Consider the following 17533-nt stretch of genomic DNA (forward strand, 5'->3'; position numbering starts at 1 on the left):
CTGATCAGCATTTCAGTAGGTGAAATAACTCACTAAATTACCAATCGTGTGGCGCCATCTTGGAACTATTGTCTTACAGACGGTGTATGCATCGCCGAAGAAACCGACTTTATTCACTGTTTCATGTTTCGTTCGGATTTTTAATCATTATACGAGAACAATGCTCGTATACATCTGTGGCTTCCCCGATATACCGGTAAGGTTCACTGTATTTAGCGTGTCATTCACTCTCGATGTTTATGTTATTTAACATTACTTTCTCGCAACTTTCCCACTTTAATTCGCACCATTTCCGGCATCGCACTCTGATTATCCTCCCTCAACCCCAGCATCATGTTGTATCCATTGAACAACCCGGAATCGCCAAGCCGCGGCATTGGCAGAAATTGGGTGGGAATTGTTAGCCAAAACCGCAAATCATAGTCACAGCCCAAATAGGTACGCAGTAGCGCCATCACGTCATTCCTAAGCTGTCCGTCAGGCATCCAGCCTTTCGCTTCATCAGGATCGTCTGTTGAAAGCTCAACTCGTGAGCAGTAATCAGCCACGCGGGTTTCATCACCCAGTATCGGATTCTGTTCAAGCGTCATGCCACCTTTAAGTGAAAGTCGGGCGCGTTTTGCCACCGGCATGCTCACTGGATGGTGTGCGAAAACCTCAACCTTGGTGTTCGGTGCCTGGCTGCGTATAACCGCAGCGATGCCTTCAGCAGTGTGTGTGGTATGCAGCAACGGTTTCAGAATAGCCAGCAGGCGTGACGAAGGTTGTTCACCGCTGTTGGAGATGCCGGTTAGCGCCATCAGGCTTTGCGAAACCGTATCGGTACCGCCTGGCTCAAAGGTGGCCGGATAGCTGTACTTGCGCCAGATGCGGTAAAACTGCGTCATCAGTCGGTGATTGAAGATATCCAGAAACGCTGCCATCGCATCCGCACCATCGCGGCCTTGGTTGATGTCGTCAATGATGCTGGTGGGCAGCGGCGAATCCACGCCGTACAGGCCGAAGAAGTTGGTTCGGACCGTTGGTATCGCATCCGGGTTATCGGCGTCAATTTCCGTGCGCTTTAGCTCCCCGGCGGGAAAGCCCAGATGCGGGTTAGGGCGAAAGCGCACCGGATCACTCTCTGGCGTGCGGCCCGTGCCAAGACGGCTGCCGGCCGTCTGCTCCAGCAGCTGGCAGAAGCGGTAAAAGTTGTACTGCGCGGTCTGATCATTGCCGTTATCGTCCAGCCAGAACGGTTTTTTGTTGTTTTCGCTCACATCAGCACCCTGTCAATGCGTCGCTCCGGCCAGGCCCACTCGGTGCCCGAAGCAGTCAGCAGCACCGTCAGTTGGGTAAAGCGCACAACGCTGGCGTACTGCATCAGGAACTGTTCCAGCAGCTCGCAGAACAGGCGGGCATCGCCGGTGCCGCTGAACTGGGTTTCATCGAGTGCCACGCGAATACGCACCCCGTGCCAGTGATACGAGGAGTTATAGTCCTGACGCCAGCTGACGTGACGAATACCGCTGATGCGACGGCGGTTGTTATCGTCATTACTCCAGTCAAACAGCGCCAGCACGGCTCGAAGGTTTTTAGCATCGCTAATCATCTGGCTCAGCGCGCGCGGATGCAGCAGCGACATCACATGCCACTGATACAACTGCGTGGTTGGCGGGTAGCAAGGCATAGAAGGGGGATGACGCGTTGTGCACTGCAACGTTAGGTTGCCGGTGACCGCGCTTCCATCAAATACGGCTTTCTCCAGCGCCATACGCGGATAGTTACCATTGGTGCAGGTGATGTTCATAAACAGCGTGGCATCATCCTCGCCTCGATCGGTCTCGCTTTCATCGCCACCCAACATCAGCAGGGTTTCATAAAGACCGCTGACACCACGCCAGACACGCGTATGGAAATATCGCTCCGGCCAGGACTCTTTGCGTTGCAACATGCCCCCTTTTTGCCGGAAGTGCCGATACGGCACATAGCGCCGCTTATCCAGTGTTTCGCTGGCGGCAACTTCATCAACACTGTAAATCTCAGTGTGCTGATCGCGCAGTCGATGCGGACGCAGACGATAATCGAGCACCGCAGGTTTTACCTTCAGCGGCTCGGCGTTCAGCGTAAATAGGTTAATCACCGGCACGCAGTGAATGCGCAGCGCGTCTGCCGGCAGGGAAATATCATGTGGAAGCGGCTGACTGAGGTGAATATCGAGAATCACCTCGCGGCAGCTTTCGTCGAAAGGCAGCGTGTTGAGCCCCGAAAGAGTAAAGAAGGCGTAGCGAGCCGGAAAAATGAAATATTCCAGCAGCGGGCGCACTTCACCACAGAGTGCAGGACTGTCGCTTTCCGGCCAGACCGGACGCCAGTGCTGCTGCCAGCGGGCACGGATGTCGCCACTAAATAACTGCGGATCGGAGTTATCACTCTGCGGCAGGCGAAAAGTGATGTTGCGCAGATGACGGGTCAGCGCATGGTATAGCAGCGACTGCACCGGGCGATCTCCGTGGATGTAGAGCGGGATATCGCTGAGATCGATTTGGCTCGTATCGGCCTGAGGGCTGAGTGTAAACCGCAGGGAAATCATCTGGTGTCCATCAGGATGGAAGGGCGTGGTTATCTCGCCCAGCGCCAGTGGATGCAATTTCAACGCATCGGTCGTGCGATACGGGCAGCGTTGGCCAGTGATATCCATCGGTCGGGTCAGCAGCGTTGTACCTTCCGGCAGCACCGCATCACGTACCTGAGCGACGCTATCGGGCGTAAGTTCCACCACAGACATTGATGGCAGCGTGCGGTTCACCACGGGCACCAGATGCCCAAGCAGCGGCTCCGTCAGCTCCGGAATATCGTCATCAATCTTGCGACGCATCTGCGCCATCATCAGCGAGAAGCCCTGAAACAGTTGCTCGACCGAGTCATTCATCTTCAGAGATTTGCCGTCGACACCCAGTCGCCGTCCCGCCTCCGGATACTGCTCCGCAAACTCCTGCGCAGCAGCTTTCAGATAACGCATTTCGCTGTCGAAATATTTTAGAAAATCATGATCGTTCATGGTTCACCTACTCAACCAGCGTGAGTGCCAGATAACTCACTGAGCAGAGTGAAACCAACCACAGCACCAGCAGTGAGATCATTGCCCGGTAAAATATGACTCTTGTTCCGTGCAGGCGATCAGCCAGAGAACGCGGGCGGGCAAATTTTTTCGGCCACAGCTGCGCCATGCCCCGGTCAAACTCAGCAAGGTCGTCTTCGTTGTTGAGCAATGCGAAGAGCCGTTCATCAAGCCATAAACGCCAGCAGTAGTAGTGTGTGATGAAGAACAACACCATTAACGGCAGACTCAGCGCGGAGTAGAAAAGGCTGAGTATCAGCGCCAGTGGCGGCAGTGTCAGAGCGGCAAAGTAGCGCCAGCTTGCCAGATGAATTTGCACAATTCGGTTGGTCATCATGATGTCTGACATAGCTGTTCCTTGCTGAAGGCTTCGAGGATGGCAATGTGTGCAGGGGTGAGAACAATCTGCGGGCGTCGGGACTTAATGAGTTCAACGGCCTGAACGACAGAGGCTGCATGTCCTTCCGCCAGCAGCCACGCCGCAATCACCGTGGCACTGCGCGATAAACCCAGCGCGCAGCAAACCAACACCTTGTCACTTTCCCGGTGCAGTTGCTGAAGCTGTCTCACCGCAGTGTGCAAACGCGCAATGTCGGGCACCAGCAAATCCATGAGTGGATAGGCCTGCCATCGCTGTGCGCTCCGGTTGCCTTTGTGTAATTCTGCGGTCAGATCAAAAACGGCAAAATCCTGCTGCGCCTTGTCCGGAAACCTGCCCAGCGCTATGCCAGCGACAATCTCATTACTTTGCGCGGTATGTCGGGAAAACCAGCGGCGGGAAATCCTCGCGCCTGTCAGATAGGGTAATAGCAGCAGGCGTGCGGAGAGGGATAAGTTGCCGCAACTGTTTTTCTGGAACACCGTCACGCCCAATCCGGCATAGCCTGCAGCCACTGCCAGCAGCGCTAAAGCAGGCCACAACAGCAAATGACCACAGGGAATCGCGGCTCCCGCCAGTAAAAACAGCATTCCACCCAGGCCGTATTTGCTCGCCAGACGTCGCGCGTGCAAAGTGGGCCGCTGCCAGCGCCATTCTCCTCTAATCGGAATCAGGTAGCTGATGATGACCGCGACCCCAATCCCGCTAATGACATCGATAGAATGGTGCTGCCAGGTGGTCAGTACCGAGACAGCAATCAGCAGGAACCAACTGGCCGCAACGATTCTTGCATTGCGATTCAGATGCTGGCGAAAGCGCAGCCAGAGCAGCCAGGTCAGAATAATGTGCAACGAAGGGGCCTGGTTATAGGGTAAATCAAACTGTTCAAGCTGGCGGAACAACCAGCCGAAGGCACCCTGGGTTTCCGGGCGCGTGAAGGTAAACTTCAGCGGGAAAAGTAAAAACGCTGCACACGCCACCAGCGATGCTACTAGCAGGCGATAGCCGTGACGCATCAGCTCTTGTCTTGATGTGCAGATGAACAGTGAAATACCGTAAAGCAGGTCGATGCTCCAGTAAGGCACGATGGTCCAGGGAACAAATAGAATCGAACGTTCCCAGGCAAACACCAGGCTTTCCACATCGTCGCGGGTCGCGGTGTAGGTATTCACCTGCCCGTAGCTGAGAAAAAACAGGGGCCCCAGCAACATCAGCCAGCAAAGCCCCTGTTTCCAGGGGCGAAAAGGGCGTTCTGTCATCAACGATTCAGTCATGCTATTTTCTTACCGCCAGCGACACGGTAAAGATGCCAAACTCATCGATCAACTGGTGGCATTTCTCAAATCCAGCGTCTTCGACCAGCGTATCCATCTCTTTCTGGCTGCGTACGCGCATCAACCAGGGAATACCGTTCTGGTGGCTGGTTAAGGTCCATGCGATGGTTTTCAACTGCGGATGCCACGGTTGCCCGGTATAAACCAGCACGCCGCCCGGCGGAATGGCTGCTGCCAACCCGGCCAACGAAGTTTTGATTAATTGGTTGCTCGGGAACAGTTCATACAGGCCGGAGACAATGCCCAGCGTCGGCACAGGCGCGAGTGTGGCGAGCGAGTCATAATCAAAGGCATTGCCTTTTTTGAACTGCGCGAGATGGCCTAATTGACGCGCTTCAATCATCGCCTGGCCTTTCTCCACATTTAGATCGCTGTAATCTCGCAACAAGATGCTTTCAATTCCCGGCTGTTTCTCTAGTGCATCAAGAACGTAGCGGCCATGTCCGGCGGCTATGTCGACTACGCGAATCGGCAAATTGTGCTCTTGCAGTTTTGCTACGGCCTGCGTAATCACCTGCTGGATATTTTCTTTGCGCATGCGAATGCCGCGCCAGCCAATGCTGTTGAGGTACTGCCTGTCGATGATACGGCCAATAATGCCGGTGCCTTCAGCCGTGTTGCGGTAGACATAATCCAGCGTACTGCCAGAGTCAAAGCCGGTTTCATATCCCAGGCGCATGCCTTTTGACAGTCTGCCAAGGGTTTTCATGCCAAAACTCAATGAAGCGTAGGACACACCTTGCAGTGAGCAGCGCTTAGGTGGTGCCTGCAACTCACGGTACGCATCAGCGCCCGAACTCCACTGATCTTCATGGCTGTAATCGAAGGTGTAAGGTGCAGCGTGGTAAAGCTGTTCGATAAACGGCTTCATTTTATCGAAGGCAAGCTGGCGATCCTTTTCTCCCAGCGTATCGTGATAAAAACCTGGCAGAATATGCTGCTCTTTGATGGCGCTACGCAGCCCCTGATAGAATTTTTTCTGCGGTTTGGTGTGCACCACAAAATCATCGCCGGAAATCAGCAGCTGTGTTGGCACGGTGATGGCGGCAGAGTCAGAAACAATACGCTCCGCCGTTTTATACAGATCCAGCAGAATATTCACGGCAATCTGACGGGTGATAAATTTATCCTGCTCAAAGCTGCGAATGCGCTCCGGGTCGTGGCTGAGAAATTTCCCTTTGACGTAAGAGTTCACGTAAAACATACCGCGAATACGTTGCAGCATAGCCAATCCCTTGCGTGCGAAAGGTACATACAGCTTCACCTTAAACGCTGGAGAGGCCAGCACCATACCGCGAATTTTAGGTGCGTAATCATGCACCCAGGTAGCGACCAGCACCGCGCCGACGCTTTGCGCAATCACCACTATATCTTCAATGCTCACCCTGGCTTGTTCAGCGACAAAGCGAACAAATTCATCGACGTCCTGCACTGAGCGAGCCAGGCTTGGGCTATAACCTCGCTCTCCCGGCGAATGTCCGTGTCCACGCGCATCCCATGCGTAAAAATGGGCATCCGGCATCAGTAACTCATCGACAACATGCTGCAAACGTCCGGAGTGCTCATGCCCGCGATGAAATAGCACAATCACTTTTTTGCTCTGCGCATCCTGCGCGGGCCAGTGGCGAAAATAGAGAGATTCCCCGTCGCTGGTTGAAAAAGCTCCTTCCTGAAATAAACGTGCTTCCTGGCTCATGATGATTTCCTTATGGCTTGCTGTTGTAATTCGACAAAACGATTTAATAACGCGCTTTTAAATTCGGCCTTGTTGTCCTGATAACGCAGCGGATCGTCGATATAAATATCGATAAAGAACGGCACCGGTATTTTCTGACCTTTACCCATTGAGCGATCCAGCCCGTGCATATAGACCGGAATGATGGGCACATCCGGGCACTGCTGGCTGAGATGCCAGAGGCCAGATTTAATTTCTGACAGTTTCCCCGGCTCGCCGCGCGTGCCTTCCGGGAAAATAATCACAATTTTCTTTTCCGCCAGTGCATCGACGCAGGCCTGCAATGGATTAGCCTGATGCGCCCCGCGATACACCGGGATGATGCCAATCACCTTGAGCGCAAACCAACCCACCACTCTGTTTTTCAGGAAGTAATCAGCGGCAGCCACCGGCTGTACGTCCACTAACGTCGAGAGGGGGAACAAGGTGAACAGCGTCAGCACATCAAGATGGCTGTTGTGGTTTGCCACAATGATCGCCGGGCCTGTTTTCGGTAGCTTCTTGCGGTTGGCCACGGCGACACCCAGCCAGATCCACACCACCGGATAAGCGATGCACAGGGTAAAGAGCCAGCGCAGCATGCGGTTCATGTGCGCCTCCTACACGTAGAAGTAGTAATAGAAGTGGAAGAACAGCGGCGCAGTGTAGATGAGTGAATCGAGTCGATCCAAAATGCCACCGTGTCCGGGCAGCAATTTGCCGGAATCCTTCACACCAAAATCGCGCTTGATCGCCGACATCACAACATCGCCGCAAAAGCCGCTTGCACCAATAATCAACCCAGCACCCAGCGAGTGGAGATAACTCATCGGTGTCAGCAGTGGGCCAAGAATCGCAGCCAGCAACATGGTGGTAAAGATGCCACCCAGCAAACCGGCCAGCGTCTTATTCGGGCTGACGTTGGGCGTTACCCGAATCCTGCCCAGCGATTTTCCCCACAGATACTGGGCAATATCATTCAGCTCAGTCAGCGCCACGAGGAAGAACACCAGCAGCGCACCGGCGCTGGCGTCGGCACCGGGTAAAGTCATCAGGTAGGCAACGTGGCTCAGAGCGAACACGGTGGTCATCATGCCCCAGTGCATTACCGACGCAGAGTGCAGAAAACCTTTGGTATCACCGGCAATCACCATGCGAGCGGGCAGGAACAGGAAGACGTAAACCGGGATAAAAATGATGAACATGCCGTACCAGGCCATGCCGGTCCAGAGATATTGCACCGGGATAGCGGCATACATCCACAGCAGCGGCATACTGTCAGAACGCCGCGTGGGTGCTAACGTCAGATACTCTTTTAACGACAGGAAGCTGATGAAGCCGAAAAAGGTCAGCGCCAGCCACTTCGGCGACAGCATTGCTAACGAGAACAGGCAGATAATCACCCACCAGCTATTAACGCGCTGCTGCAATTCCAGCCAGTTGCGTTGTGGGCGGCACTTTCTCAGCACAAAAATAATCAGCGTCGCCAGCATGAGAACACCGAAGATACCGCCCAGGCAGTAATAAAGCAGGTGTCTGGAGTCAGCCATTTTTCGCCTCCATCGCATTGCGGCAGCGATTCAGGCTGGTCCAGCACAATAACAGGGCGGCAATGGCAAACACTGCGTTAGCGTAGCCGATAGACTGCGGCCACAGCGCAATCACCAGGCCGAGAGCGCCAAAGATAAATGCGCGGTCACTTTTGCCTAACGGGCCACGGTAGCTACGGATGCCGTTTAGCGTCTGGCACATCACACCGCAAAATTCGCTCAGCCAGGAAAGCAGCACCACCAGCACAACCCACCAGGCAGAAATGCCAGTAACAAACGCAAAAGCGAGGTAGAGTGCCGCGTCAGAGATAATGTCACCCACCTCGTTGAGGATTGCCCCGAGGGTGGATTGCTGATGGAATTCTCGGGCTAACATGCCATCAATGGCGTTTAACGCCATGCGGAAAAACAGGAAAACGGGCAGGGTGATAAAAAAGCGTGGATCGGGGAAACGCATCAACAATGCGCCCAGTACTGCAGAAGTGAGCATGGCAAACAAGGTTACCTGGTTGGCGGTGATACCCTGCGCATGTAACCTGACGACCAGCGGTCTTAATAAATGCTGAAACTTCGGTTTTATATCGTATAGCGTCACTTTGTGGCTCCTGCCGTTAAATTGAATAGTTACTTCAATAATTCCAAATTCAGGGTGTTATCCCTTACTTCAATCGTGCGTGGTGAATCCGCATCAAGCTCCTCACGGCTCAGCACCTGTTTCCATGTACCGCGCTCCCGGTCCGGTTGGCGGAACAAGCCCACGACTGCGACAAACTGCGCCTGCTTCTCCATTGGCATATCGAGGCTGACGCTTTGTCCCGGCATGACGCTGAGCTGCCGCTGCGCCACCAGGCTCTCTTTCAGCACCCAATCCGGCTGTGCCAACAGGCTGCTGTATTCGGCGTTATCGAAACGTTGACGCGTGCTGAGCTGCAAAATATTCAGGCGTAAAGGCATCGACTGCTGGGCGTCGTCCTGATTGATCGCCGTACGCGCAGTGAAGGTCAGGTGCAGGATATTGACCTGACGATAAAACACGGCATCGGCAATGCTTGCTGTTCCCTGTTTGGTTTTTTGCCACGCTCCACAACTGCTCAGCAACGTTGGCGACAGCAAAATCAGCAACACATGAGCGAAGCGAACTTTCATTGTTCACCTCCCTGGTACGCATCTTCATTTTGCGTAGCGGAAATAAATATCCGCGCAGGCATGCGGAAGCCGCGCAATTCGAGTAGCGCCAGCGGGCCACTGCCGAGCTCCGTACGTATCTGATAGTTGAGTGCCAGCCCGTCTGGCGTCGGCCAGGTAACACGATAGATGTTGTTCCCCAGATTGGTGATGCGGGCTTTATCCAGCAGGCGGATCAGGCCCCAGCTTCCAGGGTGATCGGCATAAATGCGGGTTCCGGTATGGGTGCTGCGCCAGGTCAGCGTGGTTTGCGGTTGCCAGCGGTTGTCAGGCCAGTTCAGCGTTTGCCAACTCTCTTCCTGGTTAAAATATTGCAGCTTCTGGCGATCCACCGTCAGCTCCGATTCCACCATGTCGCGGGAAGGTTTTGCCATCATCTGAAAGTGCAGCTCTACATCTCCCCGGACAAATGCGGTGTTCGCGATGTGCGTCAGTTTATTCAGCGCATTCAGAAAAGCAGGATCAAACGTCAGTCCCTGGCTGTTCATGGCATCCGGCACCCAGCGATCCCCTTCAAGCCGTAGCAGGCCAGCGAGGCGACTGTTAACGAACTGCGCGATACGTCCGGTGTCGGTACGCATAAACTGCGCTAAATGCGGTAAGGAGACGTCGCTTTGTCGGTTAGCAAACGGATAGCGGTCGGCAAACGATTGATCCCACGGCGTTAAAATATCGTTCTGCCATTGACTGTTAATACTTTCAGCGGTGGGGCTGAGCACTTGCTCCCACGCCTGCACCATCGGCTCGACAAATATCGCCTGACCAAACCCGCTCCACTCCTGTCCGAGGCTGGCAGCAATCAGACTGCCGTAATCGCGGGTGTCAGTCAGATCAACGGCTTTGCCCTGAAACACCGTCAATTCTAACGACTGCATCATGGCCTGTGGATCCGGCGCGTTGGTGACCTGCTGCAGCCGCAGCCGAACACGGGTGATACGCGTCAGGAAGGTTGGCAGGCTGAGGCTATCTTTAGCCGCTGCGCCGGTATCGGTTAGCGCCAGTAAAGGTCCAAAAGCGTCATCCATTGGGCCACGTGCACCTTGTGGTCTAGCGATGGCATGGGTTTTGTCACTGCTGAGCAGATTCTTTGCGGAGCTCACCAGCGAATCGGTAAGATTACCGCCAGTTTGCCCCGTCCGGCCTTGCACATTCAGCGTGTTCATCAGTGCAATCAGAGGTGACTGGCGTATGTCGGCCAGCAGGGTTAACTGTTCAATCGATTCTGACAGGCTCTCCGCCCGCTGCCATTGCAGGCTGTTGAGGAATTTCAGCCAGGCTCCGGCGTAATCGGAGAAATAGCGATCTGTCAGCCGCGCTTGCAGCGTTTCCGCAGAGACATCATTATTGCTGGCCGTTTTGTTATCACTCAGCACCCAATCGATTTCATCGCGACGCACTTTCGCCGCTTGCTCAATCGCTGGCTCTACTGCCTCTTCCCACGCTTTACGGGTAAAGACGCCGGGCACGGTTTCATCGGTATTGAACAACCTGGTGCTGTCGGTGCCGCTGACCATCTCACTGAGCGTCATATCAGCATAATCACGGGACACCTGCTCAATAAGTTGCTGATAGCGCGAGGTCTCCGCATTGCTGGCACCAATCTGACGCAGCAGCGCTGAGCGCATACTGCTGACCAGTCGCATATCCGGTTGTAACTGCCACTCTGGGTGCGCAGGCAGATTCGTCATCATAAAGGCCAGCATAGCGCCGCCATTGTTGCGCCAGCTTGCGTCCGGAATGCCATCACGCCGTTGCCAGACTTTCATTACCGTGGCGCTGAAAAACGCCGGATCGGATTGTTCGGGATGTGCCAGCATCAGGTACGCTTTCAGCAGGTCATACATGCTTTTGGCCTCATCGGCCCGCAGCGGGCTATCGGGCGGCAGGTTACGCCAGCCGCTCATCAGCGTAGTCAGGCGCTTGACGGAGGCATCACGCAGCAGCGGCATGGCCGCCTGCTGCCATTGTTGCCACAGCGAATCCAACAGTGTGTCATTCTGGCTGAGGCCAAAACGCATATACCAGGGCGCAGCATATTGCTGACGATGCTGCAGACGCTCGATCTCTCTCTGCAACTCGCGCAAGGCTGAAAGCTGCTGCTGCAGCGGCTGACGGGAATCTGTTGCGGCGGCGGCAAGCAGCTGATCTGCCTGTATAAGACGCATATTGGCAATCCAGGAAAACATCAGGCAGGCCATCCACATCACCAGCAGGCAGGAGCAGAGCGTCAGCACCGTTTTCCGCCATGAGGCACCGTTAGATACCGGCCTGCGCCAGCGTAGCGCCAGTAAATCCCGCCAGGCTTTTCCCGGCTGCCAGGCATTTCGCAATGAAGCGCTTCCGGTGATCTCCGGCTGGCTGAGCACGACTCCCGCCAGCGGCAGCGCTCTTGCACCTGTGGAGAGCTGTGACAAGGTTCGTGTCAGGCGATCCGCGCCACCGCTGCGCAGCACGTGCGCCAGTTCCAGTAAAAAACTGTGCTGGCGATTATGCTCAATTTGCTGCATGCCGCGCTCAACCAACTGGTGCTCAAGATCATCCAGTGACTGACGGTAATCGTCCGCACTATCACCTTGTGCAATGGTAAATCCGATCCCCTGCGCGGGGGCATTATGCAGAGAGGGCGCGTGAATCTCCCACAGCCACAGCGGGATATCCTGGCCTAACAGGTTGTAGCGCTTTTGCATCTGGCGAGCCGTGGTATCCAGCACATCCTGGTTCATTTCCCCCTCTGGGTTCACTACCCACACCACCGCATCGGCCAGCTGGCGGCGAATTTTGCGTAACGCCCGCAGCTGCGGGGGTAGCGGATCTTCCTGCGGACTACCGTGCCAGAGCAGCAAGGTATGATGCCCCTCAAGCCAGTGTTGAGTTGTCAGGCCGGGAATACTCCGTTCAACCAGATGCTCATCGCCTACCACCAGCAGAATGCGTACCCGGCTGCGCCAACGCCACCGATACTGGTAGCGCATCTGGGTAATGATCTCCTGCACCCACTGATTTTCGGCAGGGCGCTTTTTCTGCGAATCAGTTGCACCTGTTGCTTCACGCGCGTTGAGTCGCACCAGCCCGCGCCAGGCGAGAATAAACAGTGGACAGAACCACACCAGCGCCAGCCAGACCATCAATGACCAGAAAGCAATCTGGCGCGGCAGAGCCTCCGGCAGATCAACGCTGCTGCCTGCGAAGTAATAGAGCCCTGCGCCAGTCAGCACCAGCAGGGTTACGGCTAGCGAATAGCCACAAACCAGCCAGAACAGCGAGTGCCGGGAATTAGTGCGGGAGGTTTCCACGGGGAATACAAACTCCTGTAATGTATTGAGATTCCATTTCTGCGGCGATCCAGCCGCAGGGCTGGCCGTTGAGCGCCGAGAGTAGCGCCAGCGACCGTAACGTAAACGGTGTGATTTGCCCGGCATGGCCGAGCCATGGGGCAAGTACGTGATCCAGCGCGGACCAGCCGCCCTCCAGCAATGCTTCCATGGCGGGGGCATCTGCCGCGATCACCGTATCCGGCATATCACTTAATCCGGCATAACGGGAAAGCTGTGAAACGGCCAGAGTGGCCGTTTCACCCAACGCCGGTTGCCAGAGCTCCGAGCGATGCATCAGTGCAGTCCCCTGCGCCGAGCAGATCCAGGCAAAGGCGGCTTCCCCGGTAACCGGGGTGCAATCAGCCAATCCTTCGCCGCTTCCGGCACACAGCAGCAAAACCGGAGCAGTAGTGGCGAAGAGATCGATAACGGTATCTGCGCCATCAATCGCAATGAGTCGAAGGGTTTCCTCTGGCAACGTCATGCCCGCTGCCAGTAGCGTTTCGCGAAAGGCGAGCAGACTTTGGTCATCACCCAGCCAACAGAGATGCGTTATTTGGCGTGTATCACCTGACTGACGAAGATGTGTCACCAGGCGATTGGCGAGATAAGCCGCCAGCATCACAGGACGACTGCGGGCGCTGTTAAGCACCCGTGGGCAACGCAACGCAGCATAACCTTGCGCAGTGATGCCCGGTTGCGGAGCGTCCGCTGGTTGTGACAACAGCGCCAGATGTTCGGATGCGTCTTCTCCGGCTGGCGTCACCAGCAACACGGCTTCAACTGGCAAGGCCTGGCTGCGCTTTCGCCACCAGGCATCCAGCGCCAGCGAGATTTCTGCATAATGCGTGCGGCGGTTATCGGTAGATTGCAGCCAGACCAGCAAGCGCAACGTTACCGCCAGCAACCAGCACAGCAGCGGCAAGACCAGTGCGCAGAACCAGAAAAGCAGCGAACGGGTCGGCTTTCCCTCCGGCCACAACAGCATGGTGGTCATCGCCGATATAAATAGCAGCACGGGCAACGCCACCCACCAGCGCCGCCAGCGGGCCGGGTAAATGGTGGCGTAATCGGCATAAACCGGCGGTTGGTTCATCCGCAGACATCCATATCCGGCAGGGAACTGACCAGCGTGCAACCACAGGCACATTTATGCCCATCCAGCGCCACCGCTTTACCGTTTACGGTGCTGTTGGTTGCTCCCTGAATAATGGCGGTCATGCCGTGCTCGTTACATTTCGCTTTGTCATTGACGCAAGCCACCGGTTTGCCAAACGCGTCAAAACTCCCGCTAAGCACTTCACCACCATAAGGTTTGAGCGTATCGCCAACGCGCACCAGTTTTTTTAGTGTCATACCACTCGCGCTCCCGAGGATTTCAGCATATCGACGGCAGAGGTCATCATGGCCTGGTGCTGTTCGCTCACCACACTGGTGCGAGCCAGGGCAACTGCGGTGCCTGGTCGAGTGGTTGCCTCTGGTGGAGTGAGTGTTTGAACGGCACCGGTCGCCATATCTTTCACTTTATAAGTCACATTGTTATAAGCGGTTTTTGGCTCGATAAAATAGATGACGTTATTGGAGGTTGGCGCGGCGTTGATAACTTTGCCTTCGACGGAAATCAGGCGAAGGTTTTTATTGGTCTGGTTGCCGCAGTAAATCATGCGATAGCGGAAATAACCGCCCCAGGGTTCACGTCCCCCCAATGCACTTTGCATAAACCAGGCGCGGGAATCGTGAATTTGTTCATCAAAGAGGGCCAGCAGTTCAGCACGCGGTTGAGTACGAATGCCGGTGCCCAGCTTGTCGATAAACAGCTGCGGATAACGACGATTGCCATCGGCTTTCATCTGCGCGTATTCCGCGTCTTCATCGTCACCGTTGATCAGGAAGATGGCGTGCTTGGGGATCACATCCAGAACGATCTGCGCAGTTTTATCTATCAAGCCACCATTGATGTCTCGTCGCCACAATTTATAGTCATGCTGGAATTCACGCGCAGCTTCGCGGAGTTGATATTGGGCGTTAGTCGGATCAAGATCGGGCTTGCCCTGCAAGCTTTCGTCCAGCGGCAAGCGGCTCTTTTTGGCTTCTGCTCGCCGTAAGTTAAGCGCTTTTACCGCTGCTTTATGGTCATCCGCTTCTTTTTTAAGTCCTTCAGGAGTTAGCTGGGGTGCTTTGTTAAAGAAACTGTGGGCAAACTTATCGCCCTGAGGAAGCATACTGCCGTGAGCGTAGCGGCCAATGCGCCACGCGGTGATCCAGCCAATCTGATCGATCAGCGCGCTTTCAAGTGTCTGAGAAAGTTGATAGGCGCGATAGTCTTCTGATGTATCTCCCGGCTCTTCGCTGCCTTGCAGGGTTGTGTTGAGCAGGGTTTGACGCCAGATGTTGAAGCGCTTGGTTAATTTGGGGTCAACATCAAATTCCAATAATGTGTTGCCATCCATTACTCTGGTTGGTGACACATCTTTAATACGCTGAGTCACTGATGGCGGCTGGATGGTGAGGGGTGCTCCCGCTTCAAACGCTGCCAGGTACATATCATGTAAGGCTATTTGAGACAGAATTTCATTTGCACCATCACAGGATTTTCCCTGATCTCCCGGGGGATAACCTCCACCAACATCCGAGTGCATTCCAGGATAAATAACCTCCTGAGTGTTAGCCGGGTAACTGCCATCAGGGCGACGAACTGAGTCAAGAGGGAAACATAAGCGCTGTTCGTGTGCGGCAACAAAATGCCGACAACACTTAATCAATCCAGGAAATTTACGCTCATCAGGTAATTGCTGACTATTATCCGCCCAGCCCATATGACCTGCAGCACCCGGCATCATGTGAGCTGCCCCAACAGACGCCACCGTATCCAGTAATCCAAGAAACTCAATACTGATGGGTAAACCAGCGAGTTTCAGATGATCGTTTTTTAACTTGGGATCGGGTAACTGGGTTAACCAGTTCACAAAAGTGCGCGCTTCGGCAGCCCCGCGAGAAAAACCGTAAATAAACAACTTAATACCCAGAAGATGGGGCTGCTGGGTTTGGGCTGCCTGACTTTCCAACGTCTTTAACAAGGGATTGATCACGTTACGTCGGTTCACTTCGCCTGAAAAAGCTCCGCGAGCTTGCATGCTGGGTAGCATTCCCTTCGCTACGCCATCACCAAGGCGTTTGGCTCCTTTGGTGATGGCATAAGTCAAAGCATCCACTAATCTGAGCAACGCCCAGTTAATTCGATCCTCTCCGCCAGCGGCGAAAGCCAGACCATCATTGCTGTAATCCATTTCGCCAATTTTAGGGAAGGGGGTGCCAACACCCGGAATGTAATAGCGAAAATAGCCTTCACCATCAGCATTTTGATATGTCGCATGATACAACTTCGCGATATTAGTCGGATGCGATGGTTTAGCAATACGCGTATCATTCTCTTCGTTATTTCCCGTCCCATCAAAAAATAAGCTGATATGTAGGCTTCTGCTGCAAGGAACGACGCCTTTCTTACCTGTGTTTTCGGCCAAACTGATTCGGTAATCAATTTCTTCCCGAATCTGCCTCTTATAATTGGCATTAACCTGTGTTTCACTAAGCGGCAAGCGACCGCTATCGAGAAATTTTGGTGGTGCAAAACATGGAAGCGCTAAATTCATTTCACGGGACATGTCGCAGGCTCCTTCATATTAAGCGGTTCCTTGATTGGATAGTTCTCGGTGCCATATCCGGAACAAACCGTTGTGACTTTCACCTGATTACAAGGTAGGAAGTGCACAGTTAAACCACAGCGCTCCTCACCATACTGCGGGATATTCACGATAGCGCTATACTGTTTAAAGCTGCTTTCGATGGATTTTTTCCACGCATTAAATTTTTCTCTATCTTTATATCCAGGAAATGGCGGTGCAGTATGAGGATCAACTTCCCATTCAACCCGAGCTTTCAAATCAGGCGTCCATTTTTCAGGAAGCATGATGCAGCAATATCCACCGCCTAAACCTGGAACGTGGTATCCATTCACTGAAAACCCATTTATGCCCTGTCCCTCAACATGGTTGACTGCACGAAGATCGCCAGCGGTATAGCCGTCATCAACGCTTGCCTGCGAGCAACCTGAAAGTATCGAAGCAACGATAAAAAACAATCCTTTATTCAACCAATCGGATGTTTTCTTTTTCATTTCCAGGCTCCTTCCATCATTAACGTTATCTGTCCTGAAGCAGAACACTGAGAACGCTCGGACAATGACTGTAATTGCTGGAAAACATCCTGTATGGCTTGTTTATGAATAAAATCGTAGTTGTAATATTCATCTTCATAATTAACCAGCATGACTCGATTGCAAGGCATAAATATTGCGATGATACTTGCGGCTTTAAGCAGAGATTCATCGGGAGTATATGATTCAGTGAAGTCGCTGATATCCGTCGTCTCTGCTTGTAGAAGCCTTGTTCCAGCATCCCAGCTAATCGTCACAGATTCTGGAGCAACAGATGGATTCACCTTTGTCATCAGGGATGCTTTATTAAGTTTTCCTGATGCGCTACCAGCCTGAGGGATAATTCTAGTTCGGGATTGAGTAAGTATTTCTCCAGTGCTTTTTTTTCGAATAGTATAATCAACGTCTGGTTGACCCGTCATATTGACGGCAAAAACTGGGACATAATTTTCCGCGGGTTGTTTATAAACTTTAGGCGAATTGCTGATGGCTAGATCGACAGGCAATAAAAGTGTATCGATCACTGCATCAAAGGGCATCGAAATAACTGAAAAAATTGGCAAAATACCAGCAGTAAATAACCACATAAATGCATTCGTGGAATTGCGTATATCAGTATCAACGCCGCGATAGACCTTCTCATTACTTGCGCCGCGCATCAATGTCCCGCATCCCACTAGCTGCAGCAACAAAATTGCGCAGATCAACGACTTGCTCAACGTCCTAAATGTCCATTTCTTCATT

General features: G+C 53.7%; 15 protein-coding genes. All 15 read right to left on the minus strand.

What is annotated here, in order from left to right; all coding sequences use genetic code 11:
• Positions 1-242: 242 nt before the first annotated feature.
• From tssG to K5Y32_RS01265, 15 genes are read right to left on the minus strand one after another with little or no spacing between them, the layout of a single operon-like run.
• Positions 243-1259, minus strand: a complete 1017-nt coding sequence (tssG, locus tag K5Y32_RS01195) for a type VI secretion system baseplate subunit TssG (RefSeq protein WP_222181582.1) — start codon at positions 1257-1259, stop codon at positions 243-245.
• Positions 1256-3040, minus strand: coding sequence for a type VI secretion system baseplate subunit TssF (gene tssF / locus K5Y32_RS01200; protein ID WP_222181583.1), 1785 nt, complete (start codon positions 3038-3040; stop codon positions 1256-1258). The genes tssG and tssF overlap by 4 nt, the downstream gene beginning before the upstream one ends.
• Positions 3041-3047: 7 nt before the next feature.
• Complete coding sequence (locus K5Y32_RS01205; RefSeq protein WP_222181584.1) at positions 3048-3449, minus strand: hypothetical protein; 402 nt, start codon at positions 3447-3449, stop codon at positions 3048-3050.
• Positions 3434-4753 carry a phosphatase PAP2/dual specificity phosphatase family protein gene (locus tag K5Y32_RS01210; protein ID WP_222181585.1) on the minus strand — a complete coding sequence of 440 codons (1320 nt, stop codon included), beginning with the start codon at positions 4751-4753 and terminating at the stop codon, positions 3434-3436. The genes K5Y32_RS01205 and K5Y32_RS01210 overlap by 16 nt, the downstream gene beginning before the upstream one ends.
• A gap of 1 nt (position 4754) precedes the next feature.
• A complete protein-coding gene (locus K5Y32_RS01215; RefSeq protein WP_222181586.1) occupies positions 4755-6509 on the minus strand; it encodes a bifunctional alpha/beta hydrolase/class I SAM-dependent methyltransferase in 1755 nt (584 codons plus the stop codon).
• The gene (locus K5Y32_RS01220; protein ID WP_222181587.1) at positions 6506-7138 is read right to left on the minus strand and encodes a lysophospholipid acyltransferase family protein; all 633 of its coding nucleotides are present in this window, start codon (positions 7136-7138) and stop codon (positions 6506-6508) included. Before K5Y32_RS01220 ends, K5Y32_RS01215 begins: the two co-directional genes overlap by 4 nt.
• Positions 7139-7147: 9 nt before the next feature.
• A complete protein-coding gene (locus tag K5Y32_RS01225; RefSeq protein WP_222181588.1) occupies positions 7148-8077 on the minus strand; it encodes a phosphatidate cytidylyltransferase in 930 nt (309 codons plus the stop codon).
• Positions 8070-8672: a CDP-alcohol phosphatidyltransferase family protein gene (locus tag K5Y32_RS01230; RefSeq protein WP_222181589.1), complete on the minus strand. Its 603-nt coding sequence runs from the start codon at positions 8670-8672 to the stop codon at positions 8070-8072. Before K5Y32_RS01230 ends, K5Y32_RS01225 begins: the two co-directional genes overlap by 8 nt.
• A 29-nt stretch (positions 8673-8701) precedes the next feature.
• Entirely contained in the window at positions 8702-9223 is a 522-nt protein-coding gene (gene tssJ, locus K5Y32_RS01235; protein ID WP_222181590.1) for a type VI secretion system lipoprotein TssJ, read from the minus strand.
• Entirely contained in the window at positions 9220-12555 is a 3336-nt protein-coding gene (locus tag K5Y32_RS01240) for an ImcF-related family protein (protein ID WP_222181591.1), read from the minus strand. Before K5Y32_RS01240 ends, tssJ begins: the two co-directional genes overlap by 4 nt.
• Positions 12536-13672, minus strand: coding sequence for a hypothetical protein (locus K5Y32_RS01245; protein ID WP_222181592.1), 1137 nt, complete (start codon positions 13670-13672; stop codon positions 12536-12538). Before K5Y32_RS01245 ends, K5Y32_RS01240 begins: the two co-directional genes overlap by 20 nt.
• The gene (locus K5Y32_RS01250; RefSeq protein WP_222181593.1) at positions 13669-13932 is read right to left on the minus strand and encodes a PAAR domain-containing protein; all 264 of its coding nucleotides are present in this window, start codon (positions 13930-13932) and stop codon (positions 13669-13671) included. Before K5Y32_RS01250 ends, K5Y32_RS01245 begins: the two co-directional genes overlap by 4 nt.
• Complete coding sequence (locus K5Y32_RS01255) at positions 13929-16238, minus strand: phospholipase effector Tle1 domain-containing protein (RefSeq protein WP_222181594.1); 2310 nt, start codon at positions 16236-16238, stop codon at positions 13929-13931. The genes K5Y32_RS01250 and K5Y32_RS01255 overlap by 4 nt, the downstream gene beginning before the upstream one ends.
• Positions 16223-16750 carry a DUF3304 domain-containing protein gene (locus K5Y32_RS01260; RefSeq protein WP_222181595.1) on the minus strand — a complete coding sequence of 176 codons (528 nt, stop codon included), beginning with the start codon at positions 16748-16750 and terminating at the stop codon, positions 16223-16225. The genes K5Y32_RS01255 and K5Y32_RS01260 overlap by 16 nt, the downstream gene beginning before the upstream one ends.
• Positions 16747-17532, minus strand: coding sequence for a YceK/YidQ family lipoprotein (locus tag K5Y32_RS01265; protein ID WP_222181596.1), 786 nt, complete (start codon positions 17530-17532; stop codon positions 16747-16749). Before K5Y32_RS01265 ends, K5Y32_RS01260 begins: the two co-directional genes overlap by 4 nt.
• Between the last annotated feature and the right edge of the window lies 1 nt (position 17533).

This window comes from Pantoea sp. DY-15 (genome assembly GCF_019795935.1).
GTDB classification, from domain to species: domain Bacteria; phylum Pseudomonadota; class Gammaproteobacteria; order Enterobacterales; family Enterobacteriaceae; genus Pantoea; species Pantoea leporis.

Bases quoted from the DNA above. Each gene is read 5' to 3' on its own strand.
- tssF (WP_222181583.1), bottom strand. From the start codon at position 3,040: ATGAACGATCATGATTTTCTAAAATATTTCGACAGCGAAATGCGTTAT.
- K5Y32_RS01205 (WP_222181584.1), bottom strand. From the start codon at position 3,449: ATGTCAGACATCATGATGACCAACCGAATTGTGCAAATTCATCTGGCA.
- K5Y32_RS01210 (WP_222181585.1), bottom strand. From the start codon at position 4,753: ATGACTGAATCGTTGATGACAGAACGCCCTTTTCGCCCCTGGAAACAG.
- K5Y32_RS01215 (WP_222181586.1), bottom strand. From the start codon at position 6,509: ATGAGCCAGGAAGCACGTTTATTTCAGGAAGGAGCTTTTTCAACCAGC.
- K5Y32_RS01220 (WP_222181587.1), bottom strand. From the start codon at position 7,138: ATGAACCGCATGCTGCGCTGGCTCTTTACCCTGTGCATCGCTTATCCG.
- K5Y32_RS01225 (WP_222181588.1), bottom strand. From the start codon at position 8,077: ATGGCTGACTCCAGACACCTGCTTTATTACTGCCTGGGCGGTATCTTC.
- tssJ (WP_222181590.1), bottom strand. From the start codon at position 9,223: ATGAAAGTTCGCTTCGCTCATGTGTTGCTGATTTTGCTGTCGCCAACG.
- K5Y32_RS01245 (WP_222181592.1), bottom strand. From the start codon at position 13,672: ATGAACCAACCGCCGGTTTATGCCGATTACGCCACCATTTACCCGGCC.
- K5Y32_RS01250 (WP_222181593.1), bottom strand. From the start codon at position 13,932: ATGACACTAAAAAAACTGGTGCGCGTTGGCGATACGCTCAAACCTTAT.
- K5Y32_RS01255 (WP_222181594.1), bottom strand. From the start codon at position 16,238: ATGTCCCGTGAAATGAATTTAGCGCTTCCATGTTTTGCACCACCAAAA.
- K5Y32_RS01260 (WP_222181595.1), bottom strand. From the start codon at position 16,750: ATGAAAAAGAAAACATCCGATTGGTTGAATAAAGGATTGTTTTTTATC.
- K5Y32_RS01265 (WP_222181596.1), bottom strand. From the start codon at position 17,532: ATGAAGAAATGGACATTTAGGACGTTGAGCAAGTCGTTGATCTGCGCA.